The sequence below is a fragment of the Planococcus sp. APC 3900 genome, from assembly GCF_030407735.1.
Classification (GTDB): Bacteria; Bacillota; Bacilli; order Bacillales_A; family Planococcaceae; genus Planococcus; species Planococcus notacanthi.
Genome location: NZ_JASDCT010000001.1, coordinates 269,570 through 290,894 on the forward strand (window position 1 = coordinate 269,570; position 21,325 = coordinate 290,894).

21 protein-coding genes are annotated in these 21,325 nt (G+C 46.5%); 13 read left to right on the forward strand and 8 right to left on the reverse strand.

Annotated elements, in window-relative coordinates; all coding sequences use genetic code 11:
- The first annotated feature begins 320 nt into the window (after positions 1 to 320).
- The 3 genes from QMA04_RS01345 to yiaA all read left to right on the forward strand — a co-directional run bounded on the left by QMA04_RS01345 (position 321) and on the right by yiaA (position 2,647).
- Positions 321 to 1,391: an aldo/keto reductase gene (locus QMA04_RS01345; RefSeq protein WP_290183702.1), complete on the forward strand. Its 1,071-nt coding sequence runs from the start codon at positions 321 to 323 to the stop codon at positions 1,389 to 1,391.
- A 105-nt stretch (positions 1,392 to 1,496) separates the two neighbouring features.
- Positions 1,497 to 1,982, forward strand: a complete 486-nt coding sequence (locus QMA04_RS01350; protein WP_290183703.1) for a hypothetical protein — start codon at positions 1,497 to 1,499, stop codon at positions 1,980 to 1,982.
- Between the two features lie 215 nt (positions 1,983 to 2,197).
- Positions 2,198 to 2,647, forward strand: a complete 450-nt coding sequence (yiaA, locus tag QMA04_RS01355; protein WP_191714714.1) for an inner membrane protein YiaA — start codon at positions 2,198 to 2,200, stop codon at positions 2,645 to 2,647.
- 84 nt (positions 2,648 to 2,731) lie between these two features.
- Here the strand turns inward: yiaA and QMA04_RS01360 are convergent, their stop codons facing one another.
- Both QMA04_RS01360 and QMA04_RS01365 read right to left on the reverse strand, forming a co-directional pair.
- Positions 2,732 to 3,409, reverse strand: a complete 678-nt coding sequence (locus tag QMA04_RS01360; protein WP_290183704.1) for an ABC transporter ATP-binding protein — start codon at positions 3,407 to 3,409, stop codon at positions 2,732 to 2,734.
- Positions 3,410 to 4,531 carry an ABC transporter permease gene (locus QMA04_RS01365; RefSeq protein WP_290183705.1) on the reverse strand — a complete coding sequence of 374 codons (1,122 nt, stop codon included), beginning with the start codon at positions 4,529 to 4,531 and terminating at the stop codon, positions 3,410 to 3,412. It lies immediately after the preceding gene.
- A 410-nt stretch (positions 4,532 to 4,941) separates the two neighbouring features.
- Between QMA04_RS01365 and QMA04_RS01370 the strand changes: the two genes are divergently transcribed.
- From QMA04_RS01370 to QMA04_RS01380, 3 genes are all read left to right on the forward strand, one after another.
- The gene (locus QMA04_RS01370) at positions 4,942 to 5,268 is read left to right on the forward strand and encodes a nucleoside triphosphate pyrophosphohydrolase (RefSeq protein WP_290183706.1); all 327 of its coding nucleotides are present in this window, start codon (positions 4,942 to 4,944) and stop codon (positions 5,266 to 5,268) included.
- Positions 5,261 to 7,690, forward strand: a complete 2,430-nt coding sequence (locus tag QMA04_RS01375) for a DEAD/DEAH box helicase family protein (protein WP_290183707.1) — start codon at positions 5,261 to 5,263, stop codon at positions 7,688 to 7,690. The genes QMA04_RS01370 and QMA04_RS01375 overlap by 8 nt, the downstream gene beginning before the upstream one ends.
- Positions 7,691 to 7,866: 176 nt before the next feature.
- Positions 7,867 to 8,838, forward strand: a complete 972-nt coding sequence (locus QMA04_RS01380; RefSeq protein WP_203340226.1) for a ribose-phosphate diphosphokinase — start codon at positions 7,867 to 7,869, stop codon at positions 8,836 to 8,838.
- A gap of 67 nt (positions 8,839 to 8,905) precedes the next feature.
- On the opposite strand, the gene QMA04_RS01385 is transcribed toward QMA04_RS01380, so the two are convergent.
- The gene (locus QMA04_RS01385; protein WP_290183709.1) at positions 8,906 to 9,073 is read right to left on the reverse strand and encodes a hypothetical protein; all 168 of its coding nucleotides are present in this window, start codon (positions 9,071 to 9,073) and stop codon (positions 8,906 to 8,908) included.
- Between the two features lie 142 nt (positions 9,074 to 9,215).
- On the opposite strand from QMA04_RS01385, the gene QMA04_RS01390 reads away from it, so the two are divergent.
- Both QMA04_RS01390 and QMA04_RS01395 read left to right on the forward strand, forming a co-directional pair.
- Positions 9,216 to 9,431, forward strand: a complete 216-nt coding sequence (locus QMA04_RS01390) for a DUF6366 family protein (protein ID WP_290183710.1) — start codon at positions 9,216 to 9,218, stop codon at positions 9,429 to 9,431.
- Between the two features lie 24 nt (positions 9,432 to 9,455).
- Positions 9,456 to 9,863 carry a DUF4181 domain-containing protein gene (locus tag QMA04_RS01395; RefSeq protein ID WP_290183711.1) on the forward strand — a complete coding sequence of 136 codons (408 nt, stop codon included), beginning with the start codon at positions 9,456 to 9,458 and terminating at the stop codon, positions 9,861 to 9,863.
- Between the two features lie 97 nt (positions 9,864 to 9,960).
- On the opposite strand, the gene QMA04_RS01400 is transcribed toward QMA04_RS01395, so the two are convergent.
- From QMA04_RS01400 to QMA04_RS01415, 4 genes are all read right to left on the reverse strand, one after another.
- Complete coding sequence (locus tag QMA04_RS01400; RefSeq protein ID WP_290184022.1) at positions 9,961 to 11,013, reverse strand: AbrB family transcriptional regulator; 1,053 nt, start codon at positions 11,011 to 11,013, stop codon at positions 9,961 to 9,963.
- A gap of 91 nt (positions 11,014 to 11,104) precedes the next feature.
- The gene (locus QMA04_RS01405; protein ID WP_290183712.1) at positions 11,105 to 12,085 is read right to left on the reverse strand and encodes a VOC family protein; all 981 of its coding nucleotides are present in this window, start codon (positions 12,083 to 12,085) and stop codon (positions 11,105 to 11,107) included.
- Between the two features lie 87 nt (positions 12,086 to 12,172).
- Positions 12,173 to 13,342 carry an acyl-CoA dehydrogenase family protein gene (locus QMA04_RS01410; protein ID WP_290183713.1) on the reverse strand — a complete coding sequence of 390 codons (1,170 nt, stop codon included), beginning with the start codon at positions 13,340 to 13,342 and terminating at the stop codon, positions 12,173 to 12,175.
- A gap of 24 nt (positions 13,343 to 13,366) precedes the next feature.
- A complete protein-coding gene (locus tag QMA04_RS01415; protein WP_290183714.1) occupies positions 13,367 to 14,263 on the reverse strand; it encodes an alpha/beta fold hydrolase in 897 nt (298 codons plus the stop codon).
- Between the two features lie 177 nt (positions 14,264 to 14,440).
- On the opposite strand from QMA04_RS01415, the gene QMA04_RS01420 reads away from it, so the two are divergent.
- A complete protein-coding gene (locus QMA04_RS01420) occupies positions 14,441 to 16,246 on the forward strand; it encodes a V4R domain-containing protein (RefSeq protein WP_290183715.1) in 1,806 nt (601 codons plus the stop codon).
- A 119-nt stretch (positions 16,247 to 16,365) separates the two neighbouring features.
- Here QMA04_RS01420 and QMA04_RS01425 read toward each other — a convergent pair whose 3' ends face one another.
- Positions 16,366 to 17,667, reverse strand: a complete 1,302-nt coding sequence (locus QMA04_RS01425) for an MFS transporter (RefSeq protein WP_290183716.1) — start codon at positions 17,665 to 17,667, stop codon at positions 16,366 to 16,368.
- A gap of 493 nt (positions 17,668 to 18,160) precedes the next feature.
- Here QMA04_RS01425 and QMA04_RS01430 point away from each other — a divergent pair, with 493 nt between their 5' ends.
- Genes QMA04_RS01430 through dmpG form a run of 4 tightly spaced genes read left to right on the forward strand, consistent with a single transcriptional unit; the run spans position 18,161 to position 21,312 of the window.
- Positions 18,161 to 18,634, forward strand: coding sequence for a flavin reductase family protein (locus tag QMA04_RS01430; protein WP_290183717.1), 474 nt, complete (start codon positions 18,161 to 18,163; stop codon positions 18,632 to 18,634).
- A gap of 10 nt (positions 18,635 to 18,644) precedes the next feature.
- The gene (locus QMA04_RS01435) at positions 18,645 to 19,439 is read left to right on the forward strand and encodes a 2-keto-4-pentenoate hydratase (protein ID WP_290183718.1); all 795 of its coding nucleotides are present in this window, start codon (positions 18,645 to 18,647) and stop codon (positions 19,437 to 19,439) included.
- Positions 19,436 to 20,323 carry an acetaldehyde dehydrogenase (acetylating) gene (locus QMA04_RS01440; RefSeq protein ID WP_290183719.1) on the forward strand — a complete coding sequence of 296 codons (888 nt, stop codon included), beginning with the start codon at positions 19,436 to 19,438 and terminating at the stop codon, positions 20,321 to 20,323. The genes QMA04_RS01435 and QMA04_RS01440 overlap by 4 nt, the downstream gene beginning before the upstream one ends.
- On the forward strand, positions 20,320 to 21,312 hold the full coding sequence (gene dmpG / locus QMA04_RS01445) for a 4-hydroxy-2-oxovalerate aldolase (protein ID WP_290183720.1): 993 nt from the start codon (positions 20,320 to 20,322) through the stop codon (positions 21,310 to 21,312). The genes QMA04_RS01440 and dmpG overlap by 4 nt, the downstream gene beginning before the upstream one ends.
- Positions 21,313 to 21,325 lie beyond the last annotated feature (13 nt).

The following is a 21,325-nucleotide window of genomic DNA, read 5'->3' on the forward strand; positions in this document are numbered from 1 at the left end:
CCCAAATAAATTTGGAAGGATTAGCCGCATTATGCCCGAACTTAATAAACCATAAAAGGACAATGGTTCGACAGTTGGTGCAGATGGGCAGACTAATCCTATTTCGCGTGAGTTGAAATCTACAATTTCAGCCGCTAAAACAAGATTAGTTACGCATCGTCCACCCATCAGCCTTTCTGTCGTTTGATAAGGCCAGTATAACATAAGAAATCATCCTTTTACAGCAGGGCTGCCCATCCCAATCCGCTGTTTTGTAAAGCAGGCCAACGGGTAACCTAAGACTGTCTTGTTTTTAAAAATACAGTTTTCAGGAGGCTATCATGGAATACATCTATCTCGGAAATTCAGGTTTGCGGGTTCCGAAGTACATACTCGGGACGGTCCCTTTCAGCGGAACAAACGGTTTTGAAGCAGCCGGCAATATCGATGACAAACTGGCGCGCCGCATGGTCGACATGTCACTCGAAGCGGGCATCAATATGTTCGATACGGCGAATCTCTATTCGAAAGGGGATGCGGAACGGGTCTTGGGTTCAGCCATCAAAGGCCGCCGTGAAGACGTATTGCTGACATCGAAAACCGGTTTCCATATGGAAGACAACCCTAACGCAAGAGGAGCTTCAAGAAGCAACATCCTTCGTTCCATCGAAGGGTCGCTTGAACGTTTGGGAACAGATTACCTCGATTTGTATTTCGTTCACCTGTGGGACGGGCAGACACCGGTCGAAGAAACTGTCGAGACGATGACCAGTCTCGTGAAGTCCGGAAAAATCCGCCATTGGGGCGTTTCCAATTACAGCGGGTGGGCACTGGCACGGACGTTCACTGTCGCAGAGCAAGGCGGCTACATCCCGCCGATCACACAACAGATCTATTACACGCCGGAAGCGCGGGAAGCGGAATACGAACTGCTTCCGGCAGGCCAGGAGCTCGGCATCGGCTCGATGATTTGGAGTCCGCTCGGTGAAGGTCTTTTGAACGGCAAAATCGGGCGCAACAAACAGGCGCCTGAAAACACGCGCCAAGGCGCCGGATGGCCGGAGCCTTGGGTGCAGGACCAGGAGCGGCTTTATCAGGTCATTGATGCATTAGAAGAAGTCGCGGCCAACCACAATGCTTCCGTGCCGCAGATCGCTTATGCGTGGGTGCGCGACCGTCCGAACGTTGGGCCAATTGTCATCGCAGCGCGCAACGAAGAACAGCTGCAGGAAAACATCGCTTCTTTCGACATCAAACTGACGCAGGAAGAACACGATCAAATCGAAGCCGTCGCACGTCCGGTGCCGATCTACCCGAACTGGCACCGTGCCATGAGCTCGCTGGACATGAGCAGTTCGTCCGAGAAAGTATATTTGGAAGGCTATAAGAAATCAATGGGAATAGAGGAATAAGAAAACGCACCGATCTTGAGCACTAACCGGCTCTGGATCGGTGCGTTTTTGATTTTGTAACTTTTCATCCGGGGAAAGGTCTACTGGATGCAAAGGGGGAAGGAAATGAAATTCAAGCAGTTAATTGCGGTCGTTGGCATCCTGCTGGTACTCGCAGCATGCTCAGAAGAAAAGGCGGCAAAACCCGCTGATCCTGTCATGGAAAGCAGAAAGGACCTGGAAGAGGCACTTCCAATCCTTGACGTAACGATAGATGGAAGGGAGCAACCGACTATCCGGGGCGGCTATAGCTGGAGCTTCTTTGACGAGAAGGAAAACGTATCGGCAACAATCGAAACGGAATCCCTTTCGCCTTTGGAATTGGCCGAGAACCAGAAAGCGCCGAAAGTAAATGAAGAAACGACGATCGATCTCCATTTCGACAAGCAACCGGACAGCTGCTATGTGCAAATCTGGGATTCGGAAGGCGTTACCAGAGGACCTTTTGATGACATCGTGCTGGATGAGCCTAACGGGAAAACGGTGTATCAGATTATTGCGGAATGGGAGCAGGGGACAGCTACTTATGTTTTCTCGCTGACGGTTGAATAGCAGATGTTCTCACGTAAATATAGAGTCTTTATAGAGAAGAGAAGGTGTCAGAAAATTTACAGTTTGAAAGGTCTGGCTGTGATAAACTGGAATAGGGAGAGGCATATTCACCTGAAATGAAAACCGGGATTCGAACTGGTACCGGCAAACAATCGATTATTGAATTCAACAAAGGCAAGCATGGTAAAAAAACAAGCGAAAAGGGGTTGGGACGGATGGGCGAAAACGAAGACTTGTTCAGCAGAAAACCGAAAGAAGAACGCAGATTAGGGGAACCGACCGGGGCGTTCAAAGGCGCAGCCTGGGGCTCATTGCTGATCGGGGTGTCGGCGTATTTGATTGGACTGTACAATGCGCTGATGGAATTGAATGAAAAAGGCTATTATATTACTTTACTAATTCTTGGGCTTTATGCCGCAGTTTCCCTTCAAAAAGCAGTCCGCGACCGCGACGAAGGAATCCGGGTCACCAACCTGTATTTCGGCATCAGCTGGTTTGCACTGATTGCCGCGATAGCGTTGATGGCAATCGGCCTGTTCAATGCCGGAAGCATCACCTTGAGCGAGAAAGGCTTTTACGGCATCTCGTTCGTCTTGAGTTTGTTTGCCGTCGTTACTGTGCAGAAGAACGTGCGGGATACGGAAGAGGCGAATCAGGATAAATAAGCCGTTACCAGCAGGGATGTTCCATGAAAAAATACAGTAAAAAAACACCTGACTTTTTTCGAGTCAGGTGTTTTTTGTGAAAACTTAAGCTTCGAGCGTCAACACGCCGTCTTCCATGCGGTAGATTTTATCGCAAAACTCAAGCATGCGCTCATCATGTGTCACCATAATGGCTGCTTTGTTGCGGTCTTTCACTTCTTTACGGATTTGTTTCACGACTTCAAAAGCGCGGTTCGAGTCCAGGCTTGCCGTAGGCTCGTCCGCAAGAATGATGTTGGAATTGTTGACGAATGCCCGGGCAATTGCAACGCGCTGGCGTTCCCCACCGGATAATTCATTCGGGAATTTCCCTAATTTCTGTCCCAGCCCTAAATCATTCAATAGGGTTCTCGCAAACTCCATGTCTTTGGGAGCGACTTTGCCTTTCATTCTGCGAACTAATAACAGTTGATCCAATACGTTCAAGTACGGGATCAAGTTCGCTGTCTGCAAAATAAAGCCGATGTCCGTCAGACGGAATGACGAAAGCTCGGTTTCTTTCATCTCGCCGATATTGGTGCCGTTCACCAGCACTTTGCCTGTTGATGGCTGCAAAAGCGCACCGGCGATGGACAATAAGGTACTCTTGCCTGAACCGGATGGGCCGATAATGGCGATAAAATCGCCGGGTTCGACAGTCAATGAAACATTTTTCAGCGCATCGACTGTGGAGTCGCCTTCTTTAAAGGATTTGGTTACGTTTTTTAAAGTTAAGCCTGTCATTTATTCCACTCTCCCAATTGCTGTTAATGGATCGATTTTCGTCACTTGACGCGCTGAAATCATGGAGCCCAGAACAGAAACAATCAATAGAACCACGCCATAGATCAAAACCATTTTAAAGTCCAGGTTGAACGGCATGCCTGCTGGGAAGACCAGCGCCGTCAAATAAGTCAACACGATACCGGCAATGATGCTGACCAATGACAGCACAAATACTTGGGAAACAATGGAGTTTTTGATAAAGCGGTCAGAAGCGCCAATCGCTTTCATGACACCGAATTGCTGCGTTTTCTGCAGAATGAATACATAGAAGAACACGGCAATGATCACCGCTGAGATGGCAAATAAGAAAGCAAGCATCATGTAGATCGTCGCGCTTTCTTCTTTATAGCCCGGCATGCCCATGACGGCTTCGGATTTCGTGAACGTTTCAATCGCATCGTAATGGCCGTTGATTTGATTGCCGTCGATCGATTCGCCCTGAAGCGCAATCATCGTTACCGGGTTTTCAAGGCCATTGTCAGACCCGGGTGCGGCAAATGCATACGACTGCCACGTTTCAAGATTTCCGAAGACCGTCGGCAAATGGTTGAACGTTTCGCCTTCTGTGAAACCGATGACTTCAAGTTTGATATCGGAGCTGGTAACGACGATGGTATCGCCGAGCTCATAGCCTTTTTCGTGCAGGGATTCATCGATCACAACACCGAATGGGTCGTTGGCATCAAGTTGTTGGCCTTCTACAACTTCCGGCTCGATAAACTTGCCGGGTTCGATCCCGATAAAAGTGACATCATTTTTTTCTTTTGAATCTGAAACGACTTCATTCTGGACAATGATCGTGGATTGTCCAAATTTCGCAGCGTTGTCGACACCGTAGTTGCCTTCGATATCGTCCGCAATCGTGCCCGCCACTTTCGTTTTCATCATCGCTGCTTCAGAGCCTTCTTCATAAACGAACAAGTCCCCGTCAATATTTTTCATCGTGGCAGCTGCCAAGGTCGATAACCCATTGCCCAGTCCCGACAAAATAAAAACAAGCCAGGCAATCAGCATAATGATGGCGCCGATCATCGCAAAGCGTGTTTTTGAATGCTTCATTTCTTTTATGGCTAAAAACATTCCATATTCCTCCTGTTTGATCCAGATCGAATCCAAGCTCTTAGATTCCCCTGCCGCCAGAGAAGGTAAGCATGTGAAAACAGGTTATCCATCTTTAAAAACTATCTTCAAATAATACGTGTAAGACCTAACTGAATATAGCTTTTTCAAGCACGGACAAAGTGTTCTTTTGATTCGTCTTGGATATTATACATCTTCAATATCAATGCAATATAAACTTTTGGTGGGGTTTAAAGAAATATTTAAGGAGAATTATTTTTAAATAACTTTTTATTCTTAGGCAATTCGTCAATATTAATTAGAGTAATATTTCTTAGAATGAAGTTAGACGATATATAGCAAGCAAAGATAAGAAAAGAACCTATATGTTAAAATAATCTAAATAACTATTTACATAAAGGAGCCTACCGATGCCCATCTATAATAAATTAGTCCGCGATGCTATACCTGAAATAATCGAAAAAACCGGCAAAGATTTTTCAATTCGCACTCTGGAAGAAGACGAGTATAAGACCGAAGTCAAAAAGAAACTAGGCGAAGAACTAGAGGAATATAAAGAAGCCGCAACTAACGAAGAAGCCGTTGAAGAGTTAGCCGATATTCTTGAACTTCTTCATGCAGCTGTGAAAATTCATGGTTCTTCTATTGAAGAGTTAGAGCAAATCCGCCAGGCAAAAGCCGAGAAGCGTGGCGGTTTTGACAAACGCATATTTTTGATTGAGGTTGAAGATGACTAAGCTGGAATTGGTGACTTCCCAACTTGTTTCGCATTTGGAGAGGCTATCAAAAGAGGCGGTTGAGATTCAATGGATCACTGCGTTTGCGATGAAGTCAGGGGTCGAAAAAATTTTACCGTTCCTTCGAAAAGCAGCGGACAGAGGAGTGCCGATTAAACTACTGGTAGGCGATTATCTGTTTGTGACGCAGCCGGATGCCCTGCAGTTGCTCCTGGAAAAACTGCCTTCTGCAGAAATTCGGATATGGAAAAGCGGAGGGGCTTCCTTTCACCCGAAATCCTATCTGTTCCGTGGAATAGACACATCCCATCTGATTGTCGGATCTTCGAATTTATCATCGTCTGCGCTCACGACAGGGGTGGAATGGAGCTTGATTGCCCCGACTTCTGTTGATGCAGAAGTTTTTGAAGAAGCGGTTACCCAATTTCTGAAATACTTTTATGCCGATCAGACAGTATCTTTAAATGCAGAGACACTTGCAGAATATCGGTCATTACATAAAGCGGCAAATCTTAAGCACCCGATCAGTCCGATATGGTCCGAAGCGGAAGAAGTCGAAATGACGGTCGGCCCGGCTCTGCCGCAGCAGCCTGAAGTGGCAGAAGCACAAACGCTTTATAGTGCGCCCATTTCTCCAAGGCCTGCACAGCGTGAAGCATTGGAAGCACTGGATAATGTACTTGCTGAAGATTACAGCCGGGCTATGGTGGTACTGGCGACGGGCTTAGGCAAAACCTATTTAGCCGCTTTTTTTGCAGAAAAATTCAAGCGGGTATTATTCGTTGCACACCGGGAAGAAATCCTTTCTCAGGCGAAGCAGTCATTCGAGCATCTGCACCCGGACAGATCGAGTGCTTTTTATAAAGCTTCGGAAAAAGGAACAGATGCGGATTTTATTTTTGCTTCCATCTATACCCTGGGGAGCCAGTATCATTTAGATCAATTTGAAAAAGACGCTTTTGATTTAATTGTGGTAGATGAATTTCATCATGCAGCAGCGCCGACCTATGAACGTCTGTTGAATCATTTTGAACCCAAGTTCTTATTGGGCATTACAGCTACGCCCGATCGCATGGACAATAAAGACGTCTATGCGTTATGTGATGGAAACGTGGCGATTTCGATTCATTTCCTGGATGCCATTGAACGGGCGTGGCTTGCACCGTTCAATTATTACGGCGTATATGATAACACGGATTACTCCGCTATCCCGTGGAGAGGCACCCGTTATGACGAGCAGGAATTGCTGCAGGTCCAGTTGCGTGAAGAGTTTGCAGAAAAGATCTTTAAAGAGTGGAACCGTTACAAGCAGACAAGAACAATCGTCTTCTGCTCATCCGTAAAACAGGCGATATACATGAACAATTTCTTTCAGCAAAAAGATGTCCGTTCGATTGCACTCCATGGTGAGTCTCACCCCAGCGAGCGTAGAACTGCCCGTTCCAAGTTGGATTCGGGAGAACTTGAAATTATTTTCACAGTTGACCTGTTCAATGAAGGCGTCGATATTCCGAAAGTGGATACGCTCCTTTTTATCCGGCCCACAGAATCTTTATCTGTTTATACGCAGCAAATTGGCCGCGGCCTGCGAATTGCGGAAGGGAAGTCGCATTGCGTCATCATCGATTTTATCGGCAATTATCGAAACGCGGACTTGAAGCTGGCTGTATTTAATAAAGAAGAGAGCAAAGCATCAAGTAAAACGATAAATCCGCTTGTGCCTGCAGTATGCGGATTTAATTTGGACCTGCAAGTGATCGATTTGCTGGAGGAAATGCGCAGAAAAAGAGCGCCGCGCAAAGAAGCACTCGTTATGGCGTATAGTGATTTGAAAAAAGAAATGGGCAGGCGCCCAACGTATCTGGAATTTCATCTTCACGCCAACCTCGACTCCAAAACTGTAAAACAGGAATTTGGCAGTTACATTGGTCTGCTTGCTTATGCAGACGAACTGATGGAAAGCGAACAAGACGTGTGGCTGAAATTCAAAGCGTGGTTTATAGAGGTCGAAAAAACAGCAATGAACAAAAGCTATAAGATGGTTGTTTTGAGTTATATGCTGTCAAAAGGTGAAGAAAGATGGCTTGAGCCGATAACTGCGGAAGAAGCGGCACCTTTTTTCCATAACTACTTAACAGAAAAAGAATACCGTATGAACATCGACTTCAATGATGTCCAGGGTAAGCGACTGCGTAAATATGATCGAAAGAAAGTGGCAGACTTGATTGCGCAGATGCCGATGGCGAAGTGGAGCGGGAGCGCGAAAGACGGCGTCGTTTCTTTTGAAGAAGGAATCTTTATGTTCCAGCTGCAGCCTTCTATAGAAGAAAATGAACTCTTGTATAAATGGACTCGGGAAATAGCGGAGTACCGCCTGCATGTTTATTTCGAAAGGAAAGCAATTTCTGCAAAAACGAACTGAATTAAAAGATAAATTCAACGTTTTTATGTACAGTACCTTTAATCTATTGGCTATTCTCCCGTAAACAGGTATCATAAAACCAACTACTAAAGGTCATCTGCCAGTCAGGTGGCCTTTAAGCGAGCCAGAAAGCTGTCAGGTTCCACAAACTAATCTTCACGGAGGGGGATTCGAAATTGCCTTATCAATTACGAAAAAACTTTAAGCTGTTCACTTTGAATTCAAACCCGGAATTGGCACAGGAAATCGCAGACTTGCTTGGCTGCGAAATGGGTAAAAGCTCCATTACCCGCTTTAGCGATGGGGAAGTCCAGATCAACATAGAAGAAAGTGTCCGGGGAGCAGAAGTCTATCTGGTCCAGTCGACATCGCAGCCTGGAAACGAACACGTGATGGAGCTTTTGATCATGATCGATGCGTTGAAACGGGCGTCTGCGGAAGCCATCAACGTGGTTATTCCGTATTACGGCTATGCGCGCCAGGACCGGAAAGCGAGTTCACGTGAACCGATTACGGCCAAACTGGTAGCGAATATGCTGGAGACGGCTGGGGCGACCCACGTCATCACCATGGATCTGCATGCGCCCCAACTTCAGGGCTTCTTCGATATGCCGGTTGACCAGTTATTGGGCGGAACGGTCTTGTCGAAGCATTTCGCTGACAAGGGCTTGGAAGATGCCATTGTTGTGGCGCCGGATAACGGGGGTCTGGGAAGAGCCCGTAAACTGGCCAATTACCTGGATGTGCCGATCGGCTTTATCGACAAACGCCGGATGCAGCCGGATGAACCTGAAATGATCAATATTGTCGGTGACATCAAAGGCAAAAACGTCATTATCATTGTGGACATCATTGATACGGCAACGACCATCTCATTGGCTGCCAACGTGCTCGCTGAAAATGGCGCGAAAGCCATTTATGCCTGCTGTACGCACGCCGTCTTATCCGGACAGGCGGTTCAACGGATTGAAGAGTCGGCTCTGACGGAACTGGTGGTCACCAATACCATCCATATTCCAGAAGAAAAACGCACGCCGAAAATCAAAATCCTTTCCGTCGCTCCTTTATTGGCGGAAGCAATCGAACACGTTCATAACGAGAAACCGGTAAGTCCGTTATTTGAAAACATTCCGGTCAGCGATCAGTAAAGATCTCCTGATAAATAAATCCATAAAAAACACCGCAGAAAACTTTCTGCGGTGTTTTTGCTGTCTTCTAGACACGTTGGCTTTGTTTCTTATGGAGCATATAAAAGAATGCGGCAATGGCTAAGGAAGCAATAAAGGCGCCGATTGTGACTTCACCTGGAAGCAGGAACATCAAAGCCAAAAAAGCCACTCCGACTCCCACCATGACGATAGACAATAAGAGATTTACATTCACAGACAGTTCCTCCGTTCAATCAGACGTTTCATCTATCAATCCATTCCCCTTTTTCGAGAAAATAAAAGTAATAACTAAAATCTATGTCATAATAGCTTTATACATAAATTGAATTATTAGTAAATTGAGGAGGGGGAGGCAGATGGATTCACAAAGGACAGCAAAAGAAAACAGGGAACGTGACCGGCAGAAAGAACTGAAAAACAATCCTGGAGGATCTTTGCGTGATGGAGTGGACGGTGGAGCAGGAAATGGCAACGTGACCGACATCGCAGGCGATATGGGCTGGAAAGGCACGGCGCTGTTGATTGTTCTTTTGATTGCAGGCTATGCCATCTACCAACTCTTCTTTAGTTGAAATAGGATTAGGGGAGGAATTGCAATGGTGTGGTTGAAAATCGGCTTGTCTCTGGTGATTTTATTCGCCATAATGGCAGTAGTAAAATTTACATTAAGAAAAATCTTTAAGATTGAGAAACTAAAAAAGGAATGGTTTTCTTATAATCATATCAACAAAAACCATCAAAAAGTCGATTGGTTTGTCAGAATTCTGTCGACGATCGTACTGATTGCCATTTCATATCTGGTTATTTTCAAAGAGTATTCCATCATCTTTTATCTCATTCCACTTGTGCTGCTCATGGCACTAGACTATATTATTAGGGCATTTTTTGAGTGGAAATACTCGGATCATCCAAAGCAGGCGATCTTGACGATCGGAGAGATGGTGGTGATTGCAACAGCACTGGCTTTAACTATCCAGTATGATTTACTGAATTTAGGCTATTAAACAGAACGATTTAAATTGAGTTTCTACTATAATATAAACTGCAAAATGAAAAAGACTCCAACGGCCTCATTTCAGCCACCGGAGTCTTTACTTGTTTTTATGATTTTATTACATGGCCTTCCGAATTATAGACAGTTTCTTTCTTATCCCACCAGCGGTAGAACACTTTCATCAGCGGCATAATGATGATGAAGATGAACAGCAGCCTGAAGGTTTGGAACATCGAAATCAGTGAGACATCTGCTTTTACCGCATCAGCAAGCAGTACCATCTGATCCAAGCCGCCTGGAGCGGTGCTCAGAAAACTTGTCGCGAATGTCGTCTCCAGCGCAAAGGACATGAGGAAACTTGAACCGAACGTCAGCGCGATCAATGCCAATGCACTGAAGACACCGCCCAACAGGACGCGCATGGGCAGCTTGATCATATCGGGTTTGAGCATCAACCCGATATGGGCGCCGATGAGCAGCTGTGCGACGACCATAACGATGCCCGGTACGGGAGGCATGGCGATGGGGGTTGTAAGCTGGAGCGCAATCAAGAGAATGATGGGTGTGATGAAAAAGGCGACCGGCAACTGGATGCGCTTCATCAGGTGAGAACAGCCCAAAGCAAGTGCGATGAGCAGCATCAGGCTGATCGTCAGCTTCGCATCCGAAGGCGGCTTGCTCATGACCTGGCCAGCGACGATAAATGGAACGAATACGACGACCAGTAATAGCCGGATGACCTGGAAATAAGAAATGATGCCAATTTCCTTTACTTTTTCTTCTTCGGCAAAGACGATGATCTGGCCCAAGCCTCCGGGGATGGCGGCCAGTACAGCAGCCCTCAGCGGAATCTTCGCCCATTTTCCTGTCAAATAGGCAATGCCGATGGCGCCGCCGATTAAGATGATGTTCAAAACGATCATGTAAAACAAGATCGAGCCCATCATGCCGAACAAACTGATATTAAATTGTACACCAATGACCGTTCCGACCATGACGACGCCCAGGTCGCGCATTTTTCCAGACCATTTGAGCGGCCCTTTATAAACGAATTGGGTCAACATGACGACAACAATCGGACCAAGCATCCATGGAATCGGGATGTGCAGCAGGCTGAAGAGATAACCGCCGATCAGTGACAAGGCCAATACTCTTAACATCGCGATCAAACGTAACACCCCTTTCTCCAATCTGCATTGAGTATTTAAGAAACCACCAGCGCCCATTCTCATGAATGCTGGTGGTTGGCAATTATGATTTTGCTAGTTCTTTCACTTGTGCTTCACGGTCGACGTCGTCGCGTCGGCGATCGCCCCAATAAGAAGAACCGTTTTTCAGGTATTCTTCGTATGTCCATTTGATCGGCTCCCAGTCCGGTTCGAAGATCAGGTAGCTGTTCGTGAAGATCTCCAGGCGCAGTCCGCTTCCTGGATCTTTTACATAAATGTACATCGCTTGAGAAATACCATGTTTACCAGGACCGACGAATGGCACTTCAGCTTCGCACAAGATGTCGGCTGCACGAAGCAAATCCTGTGAGTTGTCGAGCCAGTATGCGATATGGTGCATCTCGTTCGGCGCTTTTGAACGTGGTGTCGACATGATGGCGACGTCATGCACCAAGTTTGTTACTGATAACCAGCTTGCAACAGGGATATCGTCCGGGTTGACGAAATACTCCCGAAGTTTAAAGCCCAGTGCTTCTTTTAAATAGTTTACTATCTCTGTATTGTCTTGGGAAGTCTGCAAGTTTACATGGTCGATGCGGCGTGGAGAGACGCCTTTTGCCCATGATTTATACGTTTGGTTTTTAAGCACGGATTTCCGTGATTCGTCCCCTGGTGTTTTGTCCATATCGTAGTAAAGCTCGAAGCGGTGGCCGCTCGGCAATTCAAAACGTACGGCTTCGCCTTGTGCAACTTCTTCGCCAGCTTGTACCCAGCGGATATCCGTGCCGGCGTCTTCCAATAGTCGGGCGAAAGTCGCTACGTCCTCAGGGCGTTTGGTGCGCCAGCCGATGTGGTCGATGTACGAAGTTTCCCCTTGTGCAATGGACAGGGTGTGATGTTCAAAATCGCCCCAGGCGCGCAGGTAATGGACACCGTCTACAACTTCTGTCACTTCCAGGCCGATGGTATCACGGAAGAATACCAAAGATTTTTCAAGGTCTTCCGATACTAAAGCTACATGTCCAAGTTTTGCGATTTCAGGTGCATAAAGAAATTTTTCCATTTAATTTCACCCCATAGTTTTATTTTTTATTTGAATTGCTATGTAAAATGCGGACAGGATCTTGCTCTTCCGCATTTTATGCCGGTTTTACCCTTGGATTTTGGTATCCACACCGAATAGGTGTCTGCCGTAGCCTAAAATCCCATCTTCGTATAGAGAAGTGATATGTGTTCCGATCGCCATCAAATCACGGGTGAACATTTCCACCGGATGACCTTTCAATAAAGCGTGCCCGCCTAATGTCAGCAAGGCTTTAACAGCAATCTGTATGCACGTATCGATGATTTTAGCGCGGATTGCTTTGTATTTTGCCCCTTCGTAAGCACCGTCTTTATCGGTTTCCATCATGTTGATGTATTCAGTCATCAAGCCTTTGGCTGAAATCAGATCAAGCTTGAGCTCCGACAGGACACGCTGGCTTGTGGGCGATTCTTTTTCGTTTACACCAGAGAAGCGTACGCGGCCTGCTGTGTGTTTTTCGAATTCAGATACCACACGTTCTGCGCCGCCGATGGCCATTGCCGCAAATCCTACATAGAAGCCAGGGTAGAACGGTGTGTTGTAATACAAATAGTCCTGATCGAACTCTTCATATGGGGGCTGGCTCTTTTCGATGATTTTGCTGAAGCGCAAAATGGCATCCGGCTTCACAAAAACATTATCGATGATCAACGTGTTGCTTCCTGATCCGCGGAGGCCCAAGGAATCCCACGTTTTCACGACTTCCAGGTCAGAAACTTTGAAGAGGATGCCGACACGTTCAGGCTTGTCGTTGTCTTCAAATTTCATCATGGCGCCAACCCCGACCCAATCGGAATAGTTGATACCGCTTACAAAATTGTATTTACCTGAAACGATATAGCCGCCTTCGGTCGGTTCCACTTGGCCGATGGGAGCAAAGACGTCAGCTACAAAGCCGCCTTGGTTAATGACTTCATCGCGGATGTGCTTTGGATAATAGCAAACCCAAGCGTTGTGCGCAGAGAAGAAGAACGTCAGCCAGGAAGCGGATAGGTTGTGATAGCCGACTGTGCTTACCATATCAACGAATGTGCGCCAGTCCAGCTGCGGATGGCCGAATTCTTTCGGCAAGATCAAACGGTGAATTTCTTCTTGGCGAATCAGATCTGCGATGCGCGGGGAAATGGTCGAATTATGGTCTGCTTCAATCGCTTCCAATTCCGCTGCTTCACCGATTCGTTTTGCTTTTTGCATAATTTCTTCATAAAGCACTTTATTTTCACCTAATGTAACCATGTGATCATTCCTTTCAAGAATCATTTATTGTGCTGCAACTGCTTGGTTTTTTTCTGCTGCCAGGAATTCCGTGACAAGGTTATTGACGATTTCCGGCTGGTCCGTTTGTGCCTGGTGGCCGCAATTATCGATATACTTGAATTCAATGTTCGGCAATAGTTTTTCAAGTTTGTATCCGGTTTCGACAGGCGCCACTGCGTCCTGGTTGCCCCAGATGAAGATGCCTGGAATTTTTAGTTTCGGCAAAGAGTCTTTGATGCAATAACGATCCCATAATTTTGGCTGTTCGTTCATTTTCTCCAGGTAGGCAGCGAATGCCTCGTTGGATTCTTTAATGCCCGGGCTGGTTGCAGCGCGGTGGCGAAGCTGGATCAATTCTTCTGGAATCGATACTTCATCCGTGGAGTTGCGGTACATGAACTTGCGCAATGATTCTTCTGTATAGTCATAGCCGATGACGTCCAGGAATGAACGCATCTTTCTTTCAGGCACTTCCTGCATCGCCTGATAAATGGTGTTGCTGCCGATGTAAACGACTTTGTCTACTTTTTCAGGATGGTCGATGGCGTATTTGGCTGCCACGTAAGCACCTTGGGAGTTGCCGATCAATGAAACTTCATCCAGGCATAAGGCTTCGATGAAATCATGGACATGATCCACTAAGCTCTGATGGCCGTTTACTGGCCAAGCGTGAGGACGTGCATCTGTGAAGCCCATCGATAGTTGGTCTACTGCGTATGCGCGGAAGCCAGCTTCAGCCAATGCCGGCAGCATATGGCGCCATCCTGCCGCACCGCAAGCGCCGGGTCCTGCACCGTGAAGCAGGATGACAGCGGGTCCTTCTGTTCCGGCCCATGAATAATGGGTGCGTACACCGTTTGCCAATACATAGCTATTATGGAATCCTTCAAAAATTGTCATTGTTATACCTCCTTGTGGTGTGGGTAGCTCTTGTAATTTCTGTTTTGAGTATAACTGTTAGAAAATTTCAATATCATAGTGATTTTTATTGAATAAATTGATTTAATCTTTAAAAAATATTGAAAAGTAATTTTATTCTTGTAAGATTAGGAATAGAAATCAAAGGAGTGGATTGTGATGAATGAGGTTCTATTTGATTCCAACGAGACGCAAAACATCTTAATGTCAGCAAATGCCTTTCATACTTTAAAGAATAACTTGTTTAATAATATCGGTTCCTATAAAACAAAAGGCTTCTTGTTTCGGCTGGGCAAGGAATTCGGGCTTGAGTCAGCCAAAAAAAATCTTCAAAACCAGCAGACGGAGAAAACGGTCGGCAAAAGGCATTCCCGTTTGGGGCATGTAAAAGATGTCATTTTTATGGGGGAGATTGTGCGCCATCCGGACGGCACTATAGAGTGCAAGGATACATGGGGCCAATGGGTGGAATCTTTCGAAGCACAATTGCATTTGAAGAATTCGGGCTTGGCGGATGAATGCGTATGCCATATGCTATGCGGTTTTGCGAGCGGTGCGTTGACTTATGAGTTTGGCGAGTCGATTATTGCCGTAGAGCATAAATGTGTCGCAAAAGGGGATTCGGCCTGCGAGTTCGAAGTCCGTTTGGAGCGTGATTGGCTTGAGGAAAAAGGGGACTTGATCCACCTTTACCAAAACGACAATATCTTGTCCGAGCTTGAAATGACTTATGACGCGCTTGTCCACCATAAGCAAATGCTGGAGAAAATCTCACTGTTCCAGGGACAGTTGACACAAAAAGTGACAGAAAAGCATTCGATGGATGAAATTGTGGAGACAGCCTATGAGCTATTGAACATTCCCATCCTGATCGAAGACATCCACGGCAATCCGTTGAGCCAAATTGGATTTACGGAAGAGCAGGAACTGCTCATTAAAAACACAACGGCAAAATTATCGCATATCAGCGATAAACACAATGTTTCGCATTACGAAGGCGAAAAGTATTGGAAATTGACAGCGCCTGTTCTGATCAATAAAAAAGATTACGCCACTTGTTCTTTCTTTTACTTTGACGGGAAGCAGATGGATGAAAACGACCACCTGTTTTTAGGGCGCATATCGACGGTCGTCGCGTTATGCATTCTGTATGAAGAAGCCCAATTCGAAGAGCAGCAGCGGATGCGCAGCTCGCTGTTGGAACGGTTGATCCATAACCGGAACATCAAATACATTGAATCCTACTATAAATTCTTGCCGTTCAAGTTTCAGCCGCCGTTTTCTACAGGCATCATCCATATCAAAAAGAAAAAGAAAACCAATGAAATGATCGATGTCCATGACCAGATGACGCAATTGGCGAAAGTGGCCAGAGAATGGGACTTGCCTTGTATTTTTGCAGTGCTGGGAGAAGAGATTGCTCTCCTTAACTCACACAATAGCGACAAACAGGAGTGGAAAAAGAAAGTCACGAAAATTTTTCAGAAGATGGAGAAGCATAACGGCAATTATGAATATTCGCTTGGGATCAGCGGAACATTCAGCAACTTTAAGGATTTTGAGCACTCGCTGAAAGAAGCGCGTGTGGCCCAACGTTTTCCGAATGAAAAATTGCTGACGGATTACGAGGAGCTTGGAATGATCGGCGACATCGTCAAAAACATGAGCATTGACCAATTGCAGGAAATGGCGAAAAAAACCTTGAAAGACTTGTACAACTTCGATGATCCGCGTAAAAAGGAATTGCTGCACACGCTCTACGTCTACCTGCTGAACAGCCAACGCCTAAAGGAAACGACGGATGAACTGGCGCTATCAATCGGCGGCGTCCAGTACCGCATCAAGCAGATTGAAGAACAGATGCAGATTTCACTGAAGAACGCTTCAACCGCTGCCTATATTTTATTGGTCATCCAAGTGCTGATTCTGACGAATAGCCTGAGCTTCGAGGAATTTTCAAAATAGCGATCGGGCAATGAATAAACCTGTAATAAGCAACAAAAAACGGCCAACCTGCTCATTTCGAGTAGGTTGGCCGTTTTTATATGGGCCTAATCAATCGGATTCTGCTGCTACGCGTTCTTTTATTGCTCGACAGCGACTTTCATTCTTTCTTCTTCGTCTTCAGCAGCACGGAGCGCGTCTTCTTTTTCAGTAGCTGTAATCTTCAACTTGCGTGTCAACAGTAACACGGTAGCCGAGACGACGTATAAGCTAACGATGACCACTACTCCTGAATTGAAGCCGGCACGGATATCATCGCCTGCAAGTGTGATCAAGTAACCGGTCGCCCATGGTCCGATGATGCCTGCCATACTGGCAATCGACAAGGAAATCCCTGTGACACTGCCGACCAGGTTTTTCGGAATGACCAGTGATTTAATCGTCGTGTTCAAAGGCAATAGGCTGGTATTCATAATTAGACCGATTCCCAGGAACACGCAAGCCAAAATTGGTGAAGCGACAAGAGTGGTCATGGCGAAAGATAGAGAGCCAATAACCAATACAGTGATCAATACACGGTCATAGGATTTGATAAGGCTTTTCTTTCTCTTGAACAATCCATCAGTGAATTTACCGATGCAGATGGCGAATACTGTTCCGACAATCCCCATTCCAGCGAAAATCAAGCTCATGCGCGTGGGTTCAAGGCCAGCAATTTGGATCAAGTAGGTAGGAGCCCACGTGAGCACCCAAGTGGTGATCCACATCGAAACGAATCCGACAACGACGATGGAGAGCACGTATGGGTTTATAAATACTTTCACAATATCCTTGAACGGTACATTTTTATTGGAAGCCAAGGATTTGACGTCTTCGATCAACGGCTCATCCGGCTCTTCTTTCATAAAGAAGAAAGCGATCGCCCATAGTAAACTTGCTACCCCCAGCAAAGCAAACGTGTGGCGCCATCCGACAGTGGTGATGCCTGCCACCAAGGCTGGTGCTGCCAAGTAGGTTCCGACAGTAGTACCGGAAGTCATGATGGCAACAGCGAACCCGCGTTGTGAACTGGTGAACCAGCGCGCCAAATGCACAATGGATAACCCGAGCGTAGAACCTTCGAAGAAACCTAAGACAACCCGCAATAGAATTAGATGGGCCAGTGTTTCAACAAAATAGGCACTTGCCAATGAAACTGTCCAACCAACAGCAATCATCATCAATAGGTATTTTGAGTTAAACCGATATGTCAGTGTGCCCAGCACAATACTTCCGACAGCATATGCAGCGAAGAAGCTGCTTCCGACCAAACCGAACTCGTCATAGGACAACCCGAGTTCGGACATGATCGGTTCTGCTGCTAACCCTAAAACTGATTTATCCGTGTAATTCAAAACAGCGAGTAAGAAAAGAAACACCAATACCATCCAACGCATGTGCATATAAATCCCCCTTTTGATTTTCGATTATTCCCCATCCACCCTGGAAAAAGAAATGTAAGCGCTTGCGAAATTTTAGTAGAATAACTTCCTCCTTTCATATACTTTTTAAAAGTTTCTTCAGTTCGGCGTCAGCCTGCTTCCTGCCTGACAAGTAACCAGTGCAATGGAATAAAAAGGAAGAGGTGTCTTGCCGTTGAAATGAATTCTATGTGAAAAGAAATAGTTTTACAAGGGGAAAAATTATCGAAGAACACAAAATTGATTTTAGGACTTTGAAAAATAAATTGAAATTCCATTCTGGGAAATCTCTTTCTTCACTCGAAGAAAGGTTGGTAAATCTGATTTTCTCTAAAAAATCTTTCTGGCGGAATTGAAATTCAACAGCCTATTGTTTTTATGGTTTCTATCAGAATTTTCAATAAAAACCAACATGATAATTTTAAAACGACTGCTTTATGATTGAATTATTCGAAAAATGAATGGAGGAATTAGCATGGATGATCGTTTATTCAGAGATGCAATGGGGAAATTCGCAACAGGGGTCACGGTGTTGACGACTGAAAATGAAGGCGTACCGCACGGGATGACAGCCAACGGGTTTATGTCCGTATCGCTGGATCCGAAACTGGTAGTGATTTCAATTGGACATAAAGCAAAGTTTTTGGAAAAAGTAAGCGCTTCAAAAAAATTCGCTGTCAATATTTTGAGTGAAGACCAGGAACAATACTCCCGCCATTTCTCCGGCAGACCTGGAGAAGAGCCGGTCCTGTTTGATTCATTGGAAGGTCTACCGGTTTTAGATGGCGCGTTGGCGCAGATCGCATGTGAAGTGGTCTCTTCCCATATTGAAGGAGACCATACGTTATTGATTGGAAAGGTTCTGGATTTGAAGCTTGAAGATAAGAGCCCGCTCTTGTTCTTCGCTGGAAAATACCGCGAGTTAGCTCAATTTGAAACTGTGAAGTAGGGGGAGACGCATGAATATTCAAGAGGCCGCACAGCAACTATTGGAAGCGGAACGCACGAAAGCACCAATCGCGCCGCTGACAACTACCTATAAAGAAATTTCCGCCCAACAAGCGTATCATGTCCAGCTTGCAGGGATTGAGGAAAAAGTGAAAAATGGAGCAACGGTCAAAGGCTTGAAGATCGGATTGACCAGCAAGGCGATGCAGGACATGTTGAATGTCCATACACCTGATTACGGCTTTATATTGAACACGATGATTTACGGAGAAGAGGAAGCGATTACAGCTGACTCGTTCCTTCAGCCGAAAGTGGAATTTGAAATTGCTTTTGTATTTAAAAAGGCATTGTCCGGAGCAGGCGTAACAGTCGAAGACGTCATCGATGCAGTTGATTATGTGGTACCTGCCGTTGAAATCATCGATAGCCGCATTGCAGACTGGAAAATCAAATTCGAAGACACCGTGGCAGATAACGGTTCATCAGCAGGCGCTATCCTCGGCAGCCAACGGACAAAGCTGGCTGAAATCGAAGACATCACAGCCATTCCCATGACGGTTACTAAGAACGGCGAATGGATGGACGAAGCGACAAGCGCTGCAGTATTGGGCAACCCACTGAACGCGGTGGTTTGGTTGGCACAGGCGTTGGATGAATACGGCATCTCGATTGAACCGGGCATGTTTGTCCTCGCCGGCGCTTTATCGAAAGCCGTGCCGTTTACAGCAGGAGACCGGTTTGAAGCGGACTTTGGCGTATTAGGAAAAGTCAGTACGAACTTTGCGAAAGAAGTGATGATGAAATGACCAAGCTAAAAGCAGGAATTATCGGTTCCGGTAATATCGGGACGGATCTCATGTATAAAATCGAGCGCAGCGATGTACTGGAAATGAGCGTCATGATCGGCATCGATGCAGCATCTGACGGCCTGAAGCGCGCCAAAGACCGCGGCTATGAAACGATCGCGACCGGCATCAATGGCTTAATGGAACGCTTGGACTTGGTGGACATTGTGTTTGATGCGACAAGCGCCTATGCCCATGAGGAAAACAGCAGGCTGTTGACAGGAGCAGGCAAAAAAGTGATTGATCTAACACCTGCCGCGATCGGACCGTTTGTAGTTCCGCCGGTAAACTTAACGGAGCATCTGGAAAAGAACAACGTCAACATGGTGACCTGCGGCGGGCAGGCGACCATCCCGATGATCCATGCAATTTCACGTGTCGTACCAGTGGATTATGCAGAAATCGTCGCAACCATCTCAAGTAAAAGTGCCGGTCCGGGAACACGGGCGAACATCGACGAATTTACCGTCACGACGTCGCGTGCCATTGAAGTGGTGGGCGGCGCGAAAAAAGGAAAAGCCATCATCATCCTGAATCCGGCTGAACCGCCGATTATCATGCGTGATACAGTGCATGCACTGGTGGCAGAAGAAGGACACGAAGAAGCGATTCGGGATTCCATTCTCGAAATGGTGCAGGACGTCCAGAAGTACGTACCGGGCTACTCGTTGAAAGCCGACACCGTATTCGAAGGCAAAAAAGTTTCGGTGTTTCTGGAAGTGGAAGGCGCTGCAGATTACTTGCCGGCCTATGCAGGGAATTTGGATATCATGACTGCTGCAGCGGTGCAAGTCGCCAATGAACTGGCGCGCCATCTGCAACGCGCGAAGGAGGTCATCTCATGACAGTGAATATTTTGGATGTATCGTTGCGTGACGGAAGCCATTCGGTCCGCCACGCGTTTACAGCAGACCAAGTACGCGAAGCAGCAAAAGGAATGAATGCAGCGGGGGTTCGTTATTTTGAAGTTTCCCACGGAGATGGACTCGGCGGCTCTTCCCTGCAATACGGCTTGTCCGCAACCGATGAACTCAAACTCATCGAAGCGGCTGCGGGCGAATGCACGACTTCGGAAGTTGCCGTGCTGCTGATTCCGGGCATCGGCACAAAAGGAGATTTGCAGGCTGCTGTTAAAGCTGGCGCGAAGATGGTACGGGTTGCGACTCATGTTACCGAAGCGGACGTTGCGGCCCAGCATATCCAGCTGGGCCGTGAACTGGGCTTGAAAACCGCGGGATTCTTGATGATGAGCCATATGGCTTCTGTAGAGGAAATTGTGAAACAGGCATCGTTATTCGAAAGCTATGGGGCGGAAATCGTCTACGTCACAGATTCAGCCGGTGCCATGTTGCCGAAAGATGTGACGGAGCGGATCTGTGCATTGAAACAAACGCTTCAATGTGAAATCGGATTCCATGCCCATAATAACTTGTCCATGGCTATGGCGAATACGGTTGCTGCAGTTGAAGCGGGAGCGACTTTCATTGACGGCAGCCTGCGCGCACTGGGTGCAGGAGCGGGCAATACACAGACCGAAGTGATGGTTGCCGTACTTGAAAAAATGGGCTATGAAACCGGGATTGATTTGTACGAATTGATCGATACGGCGAATAACGTCATTGCGCCCATCATGCAGCAGCCACAGGAAATCACTGGTGGCAGCTTGATTCTCGGACATTCAGGCGTCTATTCCAGTTTCTTGTTGCATGCCCAAAAAGCGGCCAAGCAATTCGGTGTCCACGAACGGGATATTCTGAAGCAAATCGGCAAGCTGAAAGCGGTTGGCGGACAAGAAGATTTGATTTACGAGGTCGCGCAAGACCTGGCAAGATAACAGAAAAGGAGAG

Excerpts from the sequence above, each read along its gene's own strand:
- QMA04_RS01345 (WP_290183702.1), top strand. The coding sequence starts at position 321 with ATGGAATACATCTATCTCGGAAATTCAGGTTTGCGGGTTCCGAAGTAC.
- QMA04_RS01350 (WP_290183703.1), top strand. The coding sequence starts at position 1,497 with ATGAAATTCAAGCAGTTAATTGCGGTCGTTGGCATCCTGCTGGTACTC.
- yiaA (WP_191714714.1), top strand. The coding sequence starts at position 2,198 with ATGGGCGAAAACGAAGACTTGTTCAGCAGAAAACCGAAAGAAGAACGC.
- QMA04_RS01360 (WP_290183704.1), bottom strand. The coding sequence starts at position 3,409 with ATGACAGGCTTAACTTTAAAAAACGTAACCAAATCCTTTAAAGAAGGC.
- QMA04_RS01365 (WP_290183705.1), bottom strand. The coding sequence starts at position 4,531 with ATGTTTTTAGCCATAAAAGAAATGAAGCATTCAAAAACACGCTTTGCG.
- QMA04_RS01370 (WP_290183706.1), top strand. The coding sequence starts at position 4,942 with ATGCCCATCTATAATAAATTAGTCCGCGATGCTATACCTGAAATAATC.
- QMA04_RS01375 (WP_290183707.1), top strand. The coding sequence starts at position 5,261 with ATGACTAAGCTGGAATTGGTGACTTCCCAACTTGTTTCGCATTTGGAG.
- QMA04_RS01390 (WP_290183710.1), top strand. The coding sequence starts at position 9,216 with ATGGATTCACAAAGGACAGCAAAAGAAAACAGGGAACGTGACCGGCAG.
- QMA04_RS01395 (WP_290183711.1), top strand. The coding sequence starts at position 9,456 with ATGGTGTGGTTGAAAATCGGCTTGTCTCTGGTGATTTTATTCGCCATA.
- QMA04_RS01400 (WP_290184022.1), bottom strand. The coding sequence starts at position 11,013 with ATGTTAAGAGTATTGGCCTTGTCACTGATCGGCGGTTATCTCTTCAGC.
- QMA04_RS01405 (WP_290183712.1), bottom strand. The coding sequence starts at position 12,085 with ATGGAAAAATTTCTTTATGCACCTGAAATCGCAAAACTTGGACATGTA.
- QMA04_RS01410 (WP_290183713.1), bottom strand. The coding sequence starts at position 13,342 with ATGGTTACATTAGGTGAAAATAAAGTGCTTTATGAAGAAATTATGCAA.
- QMA04_RS01415 (WP_290183714.1), bottom strand. The coding sequence starts at position 14,263 with ATGACAATTTTTGAAGGATTCCATAATAGCTATGTATTGGCAAACGGT.
- QMA04_RS01420 (WP_290183715.1), top strand. The coding sequence starts at position 14,441 with ATGAATGAGGTTCTATTTGATTCCAACGAGACGCAAAACATCTTAATG.
- QMA04_RS01425 (WP_290183716.1), bottom strand. The coding sequence starts at position 17,667 with ATGCACATGCGTTGGATGGTATTGGTGTTTCTTTTCTTACTCGCTGTT.
- QMA04_RS01430 (WP_290183717.1), top strand. The coding sequence starts at position 18,161 with ATGGATGATCGTTTATTCAGAGATGCAATGGGGAAATTCGCAACAGGG.
- QMA04_RS01435 (WP_290183718.1), top strand. The coding sequence starts at position 18,645 with ATGAATATTCAAGAGGCCGCACAGCAACTATTGGAAGCGGAACGCACG.
- QMA04_RS01440 (WP_290183719.1), top strand. The coding sequence starts at position 19,436 with ATGACCAAGCTAAAAGCAGGAATTATCGGTTCCGGTAATATCGGGACG.
- dmpG (WP_290183720.1), top strand. The coding sequence starts at position 20,320 with ATGACAGTGAATATTTTGGATGTATCGTTGCGTGACGGAAGCCATTCG.